Raw genomic sequence first — 14,829 nt, 5'->3', positions numbered from 1 at the left:
CGGTGACCGGGCGCGGGTCGATCACCGGGCCAGTTGCGAGCGGATGAGGAAGCGGACCCCCTCCGGGGCCTCCAGCGAGAAGCCGCTGCCCCGGCCGGGCACGACGTCGACCGTGAGCGTGGTGTGCCGCCACAGCTCCCACTGCGACCTCGACATCCAGAACTCCACCGGCTCGGCGAGACCCTCCACGGCCAGCGACGCCAGCAGCACGTCGGAGGAGCCGGTGCGGAACTCGCCCGCCGGGTAGCACATCGGGGCGCTGCCGTCGCAGCAGCCGCCGGACTGGTGGAACATCAGCGGGCCGTGCGCCGCCCGCAGCGACCGGATCAGGTCGGCCGCCGCGGGCGTCACGGTCACCACGTCACCCATCAGAAGAAGCCGAGCTTCTTGGGGGAGTAGCTGACCAGCAGGTTCTTGGTCTGCTGGTAGTGCTCCAGCATCATCTTGTGGTTCTCCCGGCCGATCCCGGACTGCTTGTACCCGCCGAACGCGGCGTGCGCCGGGTAGGCGTGGTAGCAGTTCGTCCAGACCCGCCCGGCCTGGATCGACCGTCCGGCCCGGTACGCGGTGTTGACGTCCCGGCTCCACACGCCCGCGCCCAGCCCGTAGAGCGTGTCGTTGGCGATCTTCACGGCGTCGTCCAGGTCGGCGAAGGAGGTCACCGACACCACCGGCCCGAAGATCTCCTCCTGGAAGATCCGCATCGAGTTGTCGCCCTCGAAGATCGTCGGCTGCACGTAGTACCCGCCCGACAGTTCGCCGCCCAGGTCCGCCCGCTCACCGCCGGTCAGCACCTTCGCGCCCTCCTGTCGGCCGATGTCCAGGTAGGACAGGATCTTCTCCAGCTGGTCGTTGGAGGCCTGCGCGCCGATCATCGTGTCGGTGTCCAGCGGGTGCCCCTGGACGATCTGACCGGTCCGCGAGACGGCGGCGGCCAGGAAGTCCGAGTAGTGGCCCTGCTGGATCAGCGCCCGCGACGGGCAGGTGCAGACCTCACCCTGGTTGAGGGCGAACATGGTGAACCCCTCGAGCGCCTTGTCGAAGAAGTCGTCCCGGGCCGCGCTGACGTCGTCGAAGAAGATGTTCGGGCTCTTGCCGCCCAGCTCCAGCGTCACCGGTTTGATGTTCTCACTGGCGTACTGCATGATCAGCCGCCCGGTGGTGGTCTCCCCGGTGAACGCCACCTTCGCCACCCGGGGCGAGGACGCCAGCGGCTTGCCCGCCTCGACACCGAAGCCGTTGACCACGTTCAGCACGCCCGGCGGGAGCAGGTCGGCGACCAGCGACAACCAGTAGTGGATGGACGCCGGGGTCTGCTCGGCCGGCTTGAGCACCACCGCGTTGCCGGCGGCCAGCGCCGGGGCGAGCTTCCAGGTGGCCATCAGGATCGGAAAGTTCCACGGGATGATCTGCCCGACCACACCCAGCGGCTCGTGGAAGTGGTACGCCACCGTGTCGTCGTCGATCTCGCCGAGCGAACCCTCCTGGGCCCGGATCGCCCCGGCGAAGTAGCGGAAGTGGTCGATCGCCAGCGGGATGTCGGCGGCCAGGCTCTCGCGTACCGGCTTGCCGTTCTCCCAGGTCTCGGCGATCGCCAGGGACTGGAGGTTCTCCTCCATCCGGTCGGCGATCCGGTTGAGGATCAGCGCCCGCTCGGCCACCGAGGTGCGCCCCCAGGCGTCCGCGGCGCCGTGCGCGGCGTCGAGCGCCCTCTCCACGTCCTCGGCGGTGCCCCGGGCCACCTCGGTGAAGGTCTGCCCGGTGACCGGGGTGGGGTTCTCGAAGTACTGGCCCTTGTGCGGCTTGACGTACTCGCCGCCGATGAAATGGTCGTAACGCGACTGGTAGGTGTCGGGCGCCTCGAAGCGCGGCATGGGAACCTCCGTCGTCCGGCAGGGGTGACGACGGCGAGGCTAGTTTCGGGCACGTTGCAGCGACGTTGCGCGGGGCAGGTCGTACTCCGTGGCGAGCTGGCGGGCGCGGGCCAGCGCGAGTGGCCGGCGCGGCGCGCCCGGCGGCAACGCCCGGGCCAGGGCCTGCCAGGCGGTCAGGTCGTCGGCGCCGGCCGGGGTGGCGGTCCAGGCCGCGAGCAGCGCCGGATCCGCCGCGGCCAGCACGGCCGCCCGCAGCTGCCCGTCGATCAGCCGGCGCAGCCGGGCGACTCCCGGCGCGTCGGAGCCGGGCAGCAACGGCCCCGGGTACGCGCGCAGCGCCCCCGCCACGTCCCCGGCGTCGAGCAGCCCGGAGACGGTACGGAAGTCGGCGCGCACCGTCCCGCGCAGCCGGTACGGGCGGGAGTCCAGCAGCTCCGGGCCGAGCGTGCGGCGCAGCCGGGACAGCTCGGCCCGCAGCGTCACCGGGTGGAGCCGGTCGTCGCCGTAGAGGTCCAGGCCCAACTGCTCCCCGGTGCGCCCCTGCGGATGGTCGAGGAGGAGCACCAGCAGCTCGCTGTGCCGGCGACCCAGCCGCACCCGCCGCCCGGCCACCCGCAGCTCCGCCTCGTCGCGGCCCAGCGCCGACAGGTGCACCACGTCCGGGTCGACCGGCCGCCCCCCGGCCAGGTACGCCTCGGCGGCCCGCGCGGTGGCCCGGACCAGCGCCAGGCTCTGCGGGGTGGCCAGGTGGTCCCCGCCGGTGATGTCGACCGCCCCGAGCAGCAGCCCGGTCGCCGGGTCGTGGATCGGCGCGGCGGCGCAGGTCCAGCGCTGCACCGGCCGGACGAAGTGCTCGGTGGCGAAGATCTGCACACTGTGGTCCACCGCCAGTGCCGTGCCGGGGGCGTTGGTGCCGGCGTGCCCCTCGTCCCAGCGGGCCCCCGGCACGAAGTTCATCCGCTCGGCGTGCCGCAGCACCCCCGGATGCCCCTCCACCCAGAGCAGCCGCCCGTACGCGTCGCAGACCGCCATCAGGTGCGCGCCGTCCTGGGCGATGCCGCCGAGCAGGTCCCGGAAGAGCGGCAGCACCGGCGCGAGCGGGTGGGCGGCCCGGTAGCTCTCCAACGCGTCGTCGGTCAGGTCGACCGGCGCGGAGGTCTCCGGGTCGAGCAGCGCCGAGCGTTCCCAGGACCGGCGGACCACCTCGCGCACCCGGTCGGGGGCGGTGCCGGCGGCGAGGAAGGCCTCGTGGGCGGCGCCCACCTGCGCGATCCGCTCGGCCGGATCGGCGCCGAACTCCAGGGCGAGCCACGGGTCAGCCATCGGCGACCTCCTCCCGCCCATCGTGCCGCGCCTCCGGCGCGAAAGGAAGGGCCCCCTCTTAACGCCTGCGGTATAGCAGGGGCCCCCTCTTAACACCTCCCACTCAGGAGATGCGGCGGATACGGCGGACGGCCAGCCAGAGCAGGAGCACGGCGAGGGCGACGAAGATGCCGGTTTCGATGCCCTGGAACAGCCAGAACCGGTCCGCCGGCTGGTAGAGCTGCCAGTTGTACGCGCCCGGCTGGAGACCCAGCTCGGCGCCGCAGGCCCGGCCGTCCGGCCCCTTGCCGCCGGGTGGGCACATGATCCTGCTGTCCTCCGCCACCATCGCCCCGTCGGCGCTCCGGATGCCCTGGGCGAGGATCCAGTCGCCGCGTTCCAGGGTCGTCTCGGTGGCGCCCTCGATGGGGAAGGCGAGGGTCCGGGCCGGCTGGTAGTGCGGTCGGGCCAGGATCGCCACCGCCGCCCGTACGCCGAGGAACCCGGCCAGGGTGATGCCCATGGCGGGCAGCATCTTCTTCCACACGGTGCCGGCGAAGATGCCCAGCGCCACGGCGAAGACCGTGTACCCGACCGGGGCGACGCCCTGGAGGTCGAAGACGATCAGGCCGAACCGGCCCTCACGGGCGCTGCGGGTGAGCGGCTCGACCCACCACGACATCCCCAGCCCGTAGCAGACCGCGAGGGCCACCGCGGCAGCGCCGACCAGCCCGAACTTCGTCAGCGCCCAGCGGCTCCGGGGGATGCCCTGGGTCCAGGCGAACCGGTGCGTGCCCTGCTCGACCTCACGGGCGACCAGCGGGGCACCCCAGAAGAGGCCGACCAGCACCGGCAGGGCGAGCAGCAGGACGGCCAGCAGGTTGAGGTCGCCGTACCGGTTGGTGAATCGGTAGAAGCCCGCGTCGCAGGCCTCCCGGGTCGCCGGTGTCACGTCGGTGGCGGCGAGCTGGCGTGCGCACTCGGCGAGCCCGAGCTCGGCGTAGCTGTGCCGCATCGACAGGCCGATCGGCACCATCAGGGCGGCCAGCGCCGCGAATCCCAGCAGGGTGAAGAACGCCTGCCTGCGGTGTTGCCGCCAGGTCAGCCAGATCATGCCGGCACCTCCCACTCGCTGTGCCGGTTCTGCTGCGCGTCGTCGGCCAGGTAGGCCAGGACGACGTCTTCCAGGCCGACGTCGTGCACCGTCCACGCGGGATCGTTGACCGGACCGTCGACGCGGACCAGCAGGGTGGACTGCCGGTCGGTGTGGCTGGCCCGGACCACCGCGGCGACCCCGCCGACCGGGCGGCCGTCGTGGCGCGGGCCGACCAGCTGCCGGTGCGCGGCCACCAGGTCGTCGACCGCGCCGGTGAGCCGCACCTGGGCGGCGTTGAGCACGATCAGGTGGTCGCAGGTCCGTTCCAGGTCGGCCAGCAGGTGCGAGGAGAGGAGCACGGTCGTCTCGGACTCGGCGACGCTGCCCATCAGCGACTGGAGGAACTCGCGCCGGGCCAGCGGATCCAGGCTGGCGACCGGCTCGTCGAGCAGCAGCAGCCGAGGGCGCTTCGCCAGGGCGAGCGCGAGGGCGACCTGGGCTCGTTGGCCGCCGGAGAGCTTGCCGACCGGCAGTCTCGGCGGGATGCCGAGTTGGCCGAGCCGGTCACGCGCCAACGCGGCGTCCCATCGGCGGTTCATCCGGCCGCCGAGGTGGACCAGCTCGGCGGCGGTGAAGTCGCGGTACAGCGGGGTGTCCTGCGCGACGAAGCCGATCTCCGGCAGGACCGCCGGGTTGTCGTACGGCGACTGGCCGAAGACCCGGATCGTGCCGGCGTCCGGCTTCAGCAGCCCGACCGCCAGGTGCAGCAGGGTGCTCTTGCCCGCGCCGTTGGGCCCGACGAGGGCGGCGATCCGCCCGGCGGGCAGGCGCAGCGAGCAGTCCCGCAGCGCCCAGCTCTTTCCGTAGCGCTTGCCGAGTTGCTCGGCTTCGAGCGCGATCTCCATTCGCTGTCCTCTCATTCCGCTCGTACGGTCTCGCCGCGCGACGCTTCGGCGGCGAGTGCGGCCCGCATGGTGGTCTCGACCAGGGCGGTGACGTCCTCCGGGGCGAGCCCGGCGGCTCGGGCCCGGTGCACCCAGGCGACGAGTTCCTCGCGCAGCTCGGCCTGGTTGGCCAGGGACGGGCCGGCGAGGGTGCGCCGGATGAAGGTGCCGACCCCGGGGCGACCCTCCACCAGGCCCTCGATCTCCAGCTCGCGGTACGCCTTGAGCACCGTGTTCGGGTTGATCGCCAGTGACTGTGCGACGTCCCGGACCTTCGGCAACTGGTCGCCGGGGGTCAGCAGCCCCACTCGCAGGGCCTGCTTGACCTGCTGGATCAGCTGCACGTACGTGTTCACCTTGGACCGGCCGTCCAGTACGAACTCGATCACCCGGGACCAGTCCTCTCTATTGTCTTACGACAGTAGGACTATAGGGCAGCGCGGCGCCTCTACGCAGCCCCTGCGGGAGTCCCGGCGTGATCCGGGTCACTCCCGTGCGCCGGGTGGCCCTTCCCGTCCGGACGAACGCCCCAGACGGCGCGGCGGCGCCTCCGGCCTGGTTGTCGACGACGGACGCTTACGGAACCCTTATCTCCGACCTGCGACCGTGTGCGGGACGACGGGAAGACACGGGGGAGCGATAGCGGTGCGGGTGCTGGTGGCGGACGACGAGCGGCTGTTGGCGGACACGGTCGCCGAGGGGCTGCGGCGGTTCTCCATGGCGGTCGACGTCTGTTACGACGGCGACGGTGCGCTGGAACGGATCGGCGTCAACCGGTACGACGTGGCGGTGCTGGACCGGGACATGCCCGGCGCCACCGGCGACGAGGTGTGCCGGAGCCTGGCCGGGTCGGACGCCGGCACCCGGGTGCTGCTGCTCACCGCCGCGGCCGGCATCCGGGACCGGGTGGCCGGCCTCGGGCTGGGCGCGGACGACTACCTGACCAAGCCGTTCGCGTTCGCCGAGCTGGTGGCCCGGGTGCAGGCCCTCGGCCGGCGGTCCACCCCGGCGGTGCCGCCGGTGCTGGAACGGCACGGCGTGGTGCTCGACGTGGCCGCGCACACGGCCACCCGGGACGGGCGTCCGCTCGGCCTGAGCCCCAAGGAGTTCGCCGTCCTGCACGTGCTGATGCGCGCCGGCAGCCGGGTGGTCAGCGCCGAGGAGCTGCTGGAACAGGCCTGGGACGAGTTCGCCGACCCGTTCACCAACGCGGTCCGGGTCACCGTCATGACGCTGCGCCGCAAGCTCGGTCAGCCGTCGGTCCTGCACACCGTGCCCAGGGCCGGCTACCGGATCGGCGAGCCGGCGTGAGCCCCCGCCGGCGCGTCCTGCTGGTCGGGGTGCTCGCCCTGCTCGCCGGATACCTGCTGCCCTACGTGGTCAGGTGGCTGTTCGTACTGGTGTGGGGGTGGGCCCGGCAGTTCTGCGGGCTGCCCTCGATCGGCGCGGTGTGCGACCCGGCCCGACCGTTCGTCCCGCTGGTCCAGCTGCTGTTCGAGCCGCTGGTGCTGCTGGCCGCCGGTGTGGCGGTGTGGGCCGGGGCCCGCTGGTGCCTGCGCCCGGTACGCGACCTGGCCGACCCGATCGCGAACCTGGGACCGCAGAACCTCGGCTACCGGATCCGCCGTGGCGGCCGGGACGAGCTGGCCCGGCTCGCCCGGGCCATCGACGACATGATGGACCGGGTCACCGCCGGCTACGAGGGGCAGCGGCGGTTCGCCGCGAACGCCTCGCACGAGCTGCGGACCCCGCTGGCGGTGCAGCGGACGCTGATCGAGGTCGGCATGGCCCGATCGCTCACCGGTGAGCAGCTCGACCTGCTCACCGCCCAACTGCTGGCCACCAACGAGCGCAACGAGCGGCTGATCGAGGGCCTGCTCACGCTCAGCGAGAGCGACCAGGGGCTGCGCTCCTCCACCCCGCAACGCCTCGACGAGGTCGTCGCCGGTGTGCTGGCCGCGTACGCCGACCGGGTGGCCGAGGCCGGCGTGACGGTGCAGAGCCGGCTCCTCCCCCGGATCGTGCCCGGCGAGCGGGTGCTGCTGGAACGCCTGGTCGGCAACCTGGTGGAGAACGCGATCAAGTACAACCGGCCGGGCGGCCGGCTCGTCGTCGCCGTCGACGGCGACCCGGCGCTGACGGTCACCAACAGCGGCCAGGCCGTGCCCGGTGAGGCGGTCGCCGGCCTCTTCGAACCGTTCCGGCGCCTCGCCCGGGACCGCACCAACCAGGGCGACGGCGCCGGGCTCGGCCTGGCCATCGCCCGCTCGATCACCCAGGCGCACGGCGGCCTCATCGCCGCCCGCCCGGGCGAGGACGGCGGCCTGCGGGTCGACGTCCACCTGCCCACCGTGCGCTGACCCCCTCCGCACACCACGGGACCCGCCGTCGCGGCGTCCCGCGATGCCACCTGCCCGAACGGACCCGGCGCCGCCGCGTCCGCCGAACCGAGGAGAGACCATGCCCCGAACACACGCGCCGGCGCTGCCGGCCCGGGCCGACGTCGAGGAGGCCGCCCGAGCGCTGACCGGCCTGGTGGCCCGCACCCCGGTGCTGCACAGCCCGGTCATCGACCGCCTGGCCGGCGCCCGGATCCTGCTCAAGGCGGAGAACCTCCAGGACGGGGGCTCCTACAAGATGCGCGGCGCGACGCTGGCGGTGGGGCGGCTCGCCGCCGCCGGCCACACCGGCGTGGTCGCGCAGAGCACCGGCAACCACGCGGTCGCGGTGGCGCTGGCCGCCCGCCGGCACGGGCTGGCCGCGACCGTGGTGCTGCCGGACGACGCCGCGCCGGTCAAGGTGGACCGGGCCCGGGCGGCCGGCGCCCGGGTGGTCCGGGCGGGCACCACGGTCGAGGAGCGGCTGGCCGTCGCCCGGCGGATCGCCGCCGCGGACGGCCACCCGCTGGTCGACGCGTACGACCACCCCGACGTGGTGGCCGGGCAGGGCAGCGCCAGCCTGGAGCTGATCGAGGAGGCGGAGCGGCGCGGCACCCCGCTGGACGCGCTCGTGGTGCCGGTAGGCGGGGGCGGTGGTGTGGCCGGCGCGTGCCTGGCCGCCGCCGGTACCCCGATCGCCGTCCACGGCGTCGAACCGGTCGGCTGCGACTCGCTGGCCCGCAGCCTCGCAGCCGGCCGGCCCACCCCGGTCGCCCCGGCGCCCAGCCTCGCCGACGGGCTCCGCCCTGGCTGCGTCGGTGAGCTGCCGTTCGCGGTGGCGCGGGACGCGGTCCGGGACGTGATCCGGGTCGACGACGACGCGATCGCCGAGGCGTTCCGGCTGCTCCTGCTGGAGCTGAAGGTGGTCGTCGAGCCGTCCGGCGCGGCCGGGCTGGCCGGCGCGCTGCGGCTGGCCGCCCGCGACGACGCCGGCCCGTGGGAGCGCCCACGGACCATCGGCGTCCTGCTGACCGGCGGCAACGTCGAGGCGGACCTGGTGGCCCGGCTCGCCTGCGCGCCGACGCACGCGGCGGTGGCGGCATGACCGGGACGACGCGGATCGGTGTGCTGTTCGGCGGGCCGTCGGCCGAGCACGAGGTCTCCTGCGCCTCGGCGCTCGGCGTGGCCCGGGCCCTGGCCGAGCGGGGCCACCACGTGGTCGCGCTCGGGCTCACCCGCACCGGCGGGCTGCGCATGGTGCCGGAACCGGTGCTGACGCGACACCTCACCACCGTCGCCGCCGGCCGGGCCATCGACGACCGCCTGCCGGTGACCGGGCCGGCGGTGGAGCTGCGGCGCGGGGCGGGTACCGGCACGGTCGCGGTCACCGCCGCCGACGCGCCCGCCACCAGGCACGCCGAGCTGGACGTGGTCTTCCCCGTGCTGCACGGCCCGTACGGGGAGGACGGCGTGGTGCAGGGGCTGCTGGAGTCGCTCGGCGTGCCGTACGTCGGGTGCGGCATCCTCGCCTCCGCCGTCGGGATGGACAAGGTGGCGATGAAGCGGGCGCTGCGGGCCGAGGGCGTGCCGACCACCCCGCACGTGTGGTTCGACGAGCCCACCTGGCGGGCCGCGGAGAACCCGGAGAAGCTGGTGGTCGGGCTGCGCCGGCCGCTGTTCGTGAAACCGGCCCGGATGGGCTCCTCGATCGGGATCTCCCGGGTCACCGGGGACGACGACCTGGCGGCGGCCGTCGAGGAGGCGTTCCGGCACGACCAGGTGGTGCTCGTCGAGCAGGGGGTGACCGGCCGGGAGCTGGAGTGCGGCGTGCTCGGCGGCTGGCGGCCGGAGGCGTCGACGGTGGGCGAGGTCCGGGTCGCCGGCGGCTGGTTCGACTACCGCCAGAAGTACTTCGGCGACACCGACCCGATGATCGTCCCGGCGCCGTTGCCCGACGAGGTCACCGCGCGGATCCGGGAGCTGTCCGTGCGGGCGTTCGCCGCGATCGGCGGGTGGGGTCTGGCCCGGGTCGACTTCCTCTACGACGAGAGCACCGGCGAGCTGTTCGTCAACGAGCTGAACACGCTGCCCGGCTTCACGGCGCACTCGATGTACCCGAAGGTGTGGGCCGCCTCCGGCGTCGCGTACCCGGAGGTGGTGGATCGGTTGGTCGCGCTCGCCCTCGACCGCCACGCGGCCCGGCCGTCCGGCGGGCACCCGGGGGGTGCCCGGTGATCCTGCTCTCCGACCCCCGGGTCGCCGCGGTGTCCAGCCGGGACGACGGCCAACCCCTGGTGGACCTGCGCGAGGTGCCGCTGCTACTGGTGGACGGGCGGGCCGCCGACGCCGCCGGGGCGTACGCGCAGGTGCGGCGCGGGGTCGCGGACCGGTTGCTGGCGGCGCAGCGCGCGCTCCCCGCCGGCCTGCGCCTGCTCGTGGTCGAGGGCTACCGGCCGTACCGGGCGCAGCTCGACATCTTCACCGGCTACCGGGACGAGCTGCGGCGACGGCACCCGGACTGGTCGGCGGACCGGCTGCACCGGGAGACCACCAAGTTCGTCTCGCCGGTCGAGGTGGCGCCGCACAGCACCGGCGGCGCGGTGGACCTGACGCTCTGCGACAGCGACGGGGTCGAGCTGGCGATGGGCACGGCGCTGGACGCCACCCCGGAGGAGAGCGCGGACGCCTGCTTCACCGAGGCCCGGCACATCCCGGTCTCAGCGTGGCGCAACCGGCGGATCCTGGTGGCCGCGCTGAGCGGCGCGGGACTGGTGAACTACCCGACCGAGTGGTGGCACTGGTCCTACGGCGACCGGTACTGGGCACTCGTCACCGGAGCGCCGCACACCCGCTACGGCCCGCTGTGACCACCTGTGGAACACCACGGGCGACTCCTGGGGGACCCGCGCCCGTGGTGTTCCACGACCGGAAGCCGACCGGTCAGCCGAAGGCGGCGTCGAGGATGTCGAGGCCTCGGGCCAGCTCGTCGTCGGAGATGACCAGCGGCGGTAGGAAACGCAGCACGTTGCCGTAGGTGCCGCAGGTCAGGGTGAGCAGCCCGGCGGCGTGGCAGGCCGCCGAGATCGCCGCAGTCGCCGCCGGGTCCGGGGTCAGGGTGCCGGGCACGACGATCTCCACGGCGAGCATCGCGCCCCGGCCGCGTACCTCGGCGACCCGGGGGTCGCGGGCGGCGATCGCGCGCAGCCGGTCGCCCATCACCTGCCCGATCCGCCGGGCGGCGGCGGCCAGGTCCAGCTCACGCATGGTCTCGATGGTCGCCAGGGCCGCCGCGCAGGCGATCGGGTTGCCACCGTACGTGCCGCCGAGCCCACCGACGTGCACCGCGTCCATCAGCTCCGCCCGCCCGGTCACCGCCGCCAGCGGCAGGCCGCCGGCGATGCCCTTGGCCAGGGTGACCAGGTCCGGCTCCACACCCTCGTGCTGGCAGGCGAACCAGTCCCCGGTGCGGCAGAACCCGGTCTGGATCTCGTCGGCGACGAAGACCACCCCGGCGCCCGTCGCCCACTCGCGCAACGCCGGCAGGAACCCCGGCGCGGGTACGACGAAACCGCCCTCGCCCTGGATCGGCTCGATCAGCAGCGCGGCGACGTTCTCCGCGCCGACCTGCTTCTCCACCAGCTCGATCGCCCGGGCCGCCGCGGTCGCCCCGTCCAGCCCGCCGTCGCGCAGCGGGTACGACATCGGGACCCGGTAGACCTCACCGGCGAACGGCCCGAACCGGTGCTTGTACGGCATGTTCTTCGCCGTCAACGCCATGGTCAGGTTCGTCCGCCCGTGGTACGCGTGGTCGAAGACCACCACCGCCGGCCGCCCGGTGGCGTGCCGGGCGATCTTGACGGCGTTCTCCACCGCCTCCGCGCCGGAGTTGAACAGCGCCGAGCGCTTCTCGAAGTCACCCGGGGTCAGCGCGTTGAGCTGCTCGCAGACCGCCACGTACGACTCGTACGGCGCGACCATGAAGCAGGTGTGGGTGAAGCGTTCCACCTGCGCCCGGACCGCCTCGACGACCCGCGGGGCGGAGTTGCCGACGTTGGTGACCGCGATGCCGGCGGCGAAGTCGATCCACTCCCGACCCTCGACGTCGGTGATCGTGCCACCGCCCGCGTGGTCGACGTACGCGCTGATCGTGCTGCCCACGCCGCGCGCTACGGCGGCGCCCCGCCGCTTGTGCAGTTCCTCGCTCGACGCCATCGGTCAGCCCTCGATGTTGTGCATGACGTGCTTGATCCGGGTGTAGTCCTCCAGGCTGTAGACCGAGAGGTCCTTGCCGTGCCCGGAGTGCTTGAAGCCGCCGTGCGGCATCTCCGAGACGAACGGGATGTGGGTGTTCACCCAGACGCAGCCGAAGTCCAGCCGGCGGGTCATCCGCATCGCCCGGCCGTGGTCCTTCGTCCACACCGACGCGGACAGGCCGTAGTCGACGCCGTTGGCCCAGCGCACCGCCTCGTCCTCGTCGGAGAAGCGCTGCACGGTGATGACCGGCCCGAACACCTCGTCCTGGATGATCTCGTCCTGCTGGCGTACCCCGGAGACCACGGTGGGCGCGTAGAAGTAGCCGCGCTCGCCCTGTCGGGAGCCCCCGGTCTGGATCGCCGCGTGGTCCGGCAGCCGGTCGACGAAGCCGCTGACCCGGGCCAGCTGGTTGGCGTTGTTCAGCGGGCCGTAGAGCACGTCGGCGTCGTCCGGCGCGCCCGTCTTCGTGTTGCGGGCCTGCTCGGCCAGCGCCGCCACGAAGTCGTCGTGGATCCCCGGGCCGGCGAGCACCCGGGTGGCCGCCGTGCAGTCCTGGCCGGCGTTGAAGTAGCCGCCGACCGCGATCGCCTCGGCCGCCGCCGCGACGTCCGCGTCGTCGAAGATCACCACCGGGGCCTTGCCGCCCAGCTCCAGGTGGGTGCGCTTGAGGTCCGGCGCGGCGGCGGAGGCGACCTCCATGCCCGCGCGGGTCGAGCCGGTGATCGACACCAGCTGCGGGGTCGGGTGCGACACCAGGGTACGACCGGTGTCCCGGTCGCCGCAGACCACGTTGAACACCCCCGGCGGGAAGAACTCGGCGGCGATCTCGGCCAGCAGCAGCGTCGACACCGGCGTGGTGTCCGACGGCTTGAGCACCACCGTGTTGCCGGCCGCCAGCGCCGGCGCGATCTTCCAGACCGCCATCATCAGCGGGTAGTTCCAGGGCGTCACCTGGGCGCAGACGCCGATCGGCTCCCGCCGCACGTACGACGTGTGCCCGGCCATGTACTCACCCGCCGAGCGCCCCTCCAGCAGGCGGGCGGCGCCGGCGAAGAACCGGAACTGGTCCACCGCCGGCGGCAGCTCCTCCTCGGCGGTGAGCTGGCGGGGCTTGCCGGTGTTGCGCACCTCGGCATCGACCAGTTCGGCGGCCCGGGACTCGACGGCGTCGGCGAGCCTGAGCATCGCCTTCTGCCGCTCGCCCGGGGTGGCGTCCCGCCAGCCCTCGAAGGCGTCGGCGGCGGCCTTCATCGCCGCGTCCACGTCCGCCCTGCCGGAGACCGGGGCCTGGGCGAAGACCTCCCCGGTGCACGGGTCGATCAGGTCGGCGTAGCCGCCGTCCACCGGGTCGACGTACTCGCCGTTGACGAAGTTGCGCAGCTGCTGCTGGTCGCTCATGAGGATGTCTCCGAGGGGTGGCCGGGGGGAGGTGAGCGGAGGTTATCGCAATCTGACTGCCATCTTGGCTACTGAATTCGCGGCAGACAAGGGCATGGGCAACTGTTTCCGCGCGAACCTGCGTCGTCTACGCTCCGGAGCGTGGAGCCGAGAGCCTTCTATGTCGCCGGCCGCCCCGCCCACGGCGAGGGCGAACTGACCGTCACCCACCCGTACGACGGCAGGGCGGTGGGGCGTACCAGCTGGGCCACGCCCGACCAGGTCGAAGCCGCCGTCGCCGCCGCGGCCGGGGTGGCCGCGCAGGCCGCGGCCCTGCCCGCGCACGCCCGCGCGGCGGCCCTGGACCACGTCTCCCGCCGGCTCGCCGAACGGGCCGACGAGGTCGCCGCGCTGATCACCGCCGAGAACGGCAAACCGGTCAAGTGGGCGCGCGCCGAGGTCGGCCGGGCCGTCTCCACCTTCCGCTGGGCGGCCGAGGAGGCCCGGCGCTTCTCCGGCGAGCTGCAACGCCTCGACACCGACCCGGCGGCCAACGGCCGGATCGCCCTGGTCCGGCGGGTGCCGCGTGGCCCGGTGCTCGGCATCGCGCCGTTCAACTTCCCGCTCAACCTGGTCGCCCACAAGGTCGCCCCGGCCCTCGCCGTCGGCGCCCCGATCATCGTCAAGCCCGCCCCGGCCACTCCGCTGACGGCGCTGCTGCTCGGCGACCTCCTCGCCGAGACCGACCTGCCCGAGGGCATCTTCTCGGTGCTGCCGCTGCCCAACGAGCGTGCCGCCGAACTCGTCGCCGACCCCCGGCTGCCCGTGGTCTCCTTCACCGGCTCCGGGCCGGTCGGCGCGGCCATCCGCCGGGCCGCGCCGGAGAAGCACGTCACCCTCGAACTGGGCGGCAACGCGGCGGCGGTGATCTGCGAGGACTGGAACTCCGACGAGGACCTGACCTTCGCCGCGCACCGGATCGCCACCTTCGCCAACTACCAGGCCGGGCAGTCCTGCATCGCCGTGCAGCGGGTCTACGTGCACGAATGGCTCTACGACGGGTTCCTGCCCCGGCTGGTCGCCGCCGTCGAGGCGCTGCGCACCGGCGACCCCTCGTCGGAGCTGACGGACGTGGGACCGCTGGTGTCCGTCGACGCCGCCAGCCGGGTCGAGGCGTGGGTGGACGAGGCCGTCGCCGCCGGTGCCACCATCGAGGTCGGCGGGCGGCGCGACGGCGCCACCTACCCGCCGACCGTGCTCTCCGGGGTGCCGGCGGACGCGAAGGTGTGCCGGGAGGAGGTGTTCGGGCCGGTGCTGGTGGTCGCCCCGGTCACCGACGACCGGGCCGCGTTCGCCGCCGTCAACGACTCGGCGTACGGGTTGCAGGCCGGCGTCTTCACCCACCGGCTGGACATGGCCTTCGCCGCCTCGCGGGCCCTGGAGGTCGGCGGGGTGATCGTCGGCGACGTGCCGTCGTACCGGGCCGACCAGATGCCGTACGGCGGGGTGAAGGGGTCCGGCGTGGGGCGGGAGGGGCTGCGCAGCGCGATGGAGGACTACACCGAGCCGCGGGTGACGGTGCTGACCGGGCTGGAGCTGTAGGG

General features: G+C 73.7%; 14 protein-coding genes. 6 read left to right on the top strand and 8 right to left on the bottom strand.

The genetic code is table 11. The annotated features are described in order from the left end of the window. Positions 1–21: 21 nt before the first annotated feature. From GA0070564_RS02640 to GA0070564_RS02615, 6 genes are all read right to left on the bottom strand, one after another. Positions 22–369, bottom strand: a complete 348-nt coding sequence (locus GA0070564_RS02640) for a DUF779 domain-containing protein (protein ID WP_091601907.1) — start codon at positions 367–369, stop codon at positions 22–24. After that, positions 369–1,874, bottom strand: a complete 1,506-nt coding sequence (gene adh, locus GA0070564_RS02635) for an aldehyde dehydrogenase (RefSeq protein WP_091601905.1) — start codon at positions 1,872–1,874, stop codon at positions 369–371. The genes GA0070564_RS02640 and adh overlap by 1 nt, the downstream gene beginning before the upstream one ends. Positions 1,875–1,913: 39 nt before the next feature. After that, on the bottom strand, positions 1,914–3,197 hold the full coding sequence (locus GA0070564_RS02630) for a sigma-54-dependent transcriptional regulator family protein (RefSeq protein ID WP_091601902.1): 1,284 nt from the start codon (positions 3,195–3,197) through the stop codon (positions 1,914–1,916). 103 nt (positions 3,198–3,300) lie between these two features. Next, positions 3,301–4,290 carry a transporter gene (locus GA0070564_RS02625; protein WP_091604417.1) on the bottom strand — a complete coding sequence of 330 codons (990 nt, stop codon included), beginning with the start codon at positions 4,288–4,290 and terminating at the stop codon, positions 3,301–3,303. Next, entirely contained in the window at positions 4,287–5,177 is an 891-nt protein-coding gene (locus GA0070564_RS02620; RefSeq protein WP_091601900.1) for an ABC transporter ATP-binding protein, read from the bottom strand. Before GA0070564_RS02620 ends, GA0070564_RS02625 begins: the two co-directional genes overlap by 4 nt. An 11-nt stretch (positions 5,178–5,188) precedes the next feature. Beyond that, a complete protein-coding gene (locus GA0070564_RS02615) occupies positions 5,189–5,605 on the bottom strand; it encodes a GntR family transcriptional regulator (protein ID WP_091601897.1) in 417 nt (138 codons plus the stop codon). A gap of 256 nt (positions 5,606–5,861) precedes the next feature. Between GA0070564_RS02615 and GA0070564_RS02610 the strand changes: the two genes are divergently transcribed. The 5 genes from GA0070564_RS02610 (at position 5,862) to GA0070564_RS02590 (ending at position 10,461) form a co-directional block, all read left to right on the top strand. Then, positions 5,862–6,527, top strand: coding sequence for a response regulator transcription factor (locus GA0070564_RS02610; RefSeq protein ID WP_091601895.1), 666 nt, complete (start codon positions 5,862–5,864; stop codon positions 6,525–6,527). Further along, positions 6,524–7,576: a sensor histidine kinase gene (locus GA0070564_RS02605; protein WP_091601893.1), complete on the top strand. Its 1,053-nt coding sequence runs from the start codon at positions 6,524–6,526 to the stop codon at positions 7,574–7,576. The genes GA0070564_RS02610 and GA0070564_RS02605 overlap by 4 nt, the downstream gene beginning before the upstream one ends. A 100-nt stretch (positions 7,577–7,676) precedes the next feature. Next, positions 7,677–8,699, top strand: a complete 1,023-nt coding sequence (locus GA0070564_RS02600; RefSeq protein WP_091601891.1) for a threonine ammonia-lyase — start codon at positions 7,677–7,679, stop codon at positions 8,697–8,699. Next, complete coding sequence (locus GA0070564_RS02595; RefSeq protein ID WP_091601888.1) at positions 8,696–9,829, top strand: D-alanine--D-alanine ligase family protein; 1,134 nt, start codon at positions 8,696–8,698, stop codon at positions 9,827–9,829. Before GA0070564_RS02600 ends, GA0070564_RS02595 begins: the two co-directional genes overlap by 4 nt. Beyond that, positions 9,826–10,461 (top strand): M15 family metallopeptidase, encoded by a 636-nt coding sequence (locus tag GA0070564_RS02590; protein ID WP_091601885.1) that lies wholly within the window; start codon positions 9,826–9,828, stop codon positions 10,459–10,461. The genes GA0070564_RS02595 and GA0070564_RS02590 overlap by 4 nt, the downstream gene beginning before the upstream one ends. 73 nt (positions 10,462–10,534) lie before the next feature. Here the strand turns inward: GA0070564_RS02590 and gabT are convergent, their stop codons facing one another. Together gabT and GA0070564_RS02580 are read right to left on the bottom strand one after the other, a co-directional pair. After that, on the bottom strand, positions 10,535–11,806 hold the full coding sequence (gene gabT / locus GA0070564_RS02585; protein WP_091601882.1) for a 4-aminobutyrate--2-oxoglutarate transaminase: 1,272 nt from the start codon (positions 11,804–11,806) through the stop codon (positions 10,535–10,537). A gap of 3 nt (positions 11,807–11,809) precedes the next feature. Then, positions 11,810–13,246, bottom strand: coding sequence for a gamma-aminobutyraldehyde dehydrogenase (locus tag GA0070564_RS02580; protein WP_091601876.1), 1,437 nt, complete (start codon positions 13,244–13,246; stop codon positions 11,810–11,812). Positions 13,247–13,387: 141 nt separating this feature from the next. On the opposite strand from GA0070564_RS02580, the gene GA0070564_RS02575 reads away from it, so the two are divergent. Then, on the top strand, positions 13,388–14,827 hold the full coding sequence (locus GA0070564_RS02575) for an aldehyde dehydrogenase family protein (protein WP_091601873.1): 1,440 nt from the start codon (positions 13,388–13,390) through the stop codon (positions 14,825–14,827). Positions 14,828–14,829 lie beyond the last annotated feature (2 nt).

This window comes from Micromonospora mirobrigensis (assembly GCF_900091555.1).
In the GTDB taxonomy this organism is placed as follows: Bacteria; Actinomycetota; Actinomycetes; order Mycobacteriales; family Micromonosporaceae; genus Micromonospora; species Micromonospora mirobrigensis.
The sequence above is the reverse complement of the archived record's forward strand: the minus strand, read 5'-3'. Positions and strand labels throughout refer to the sequence as shown.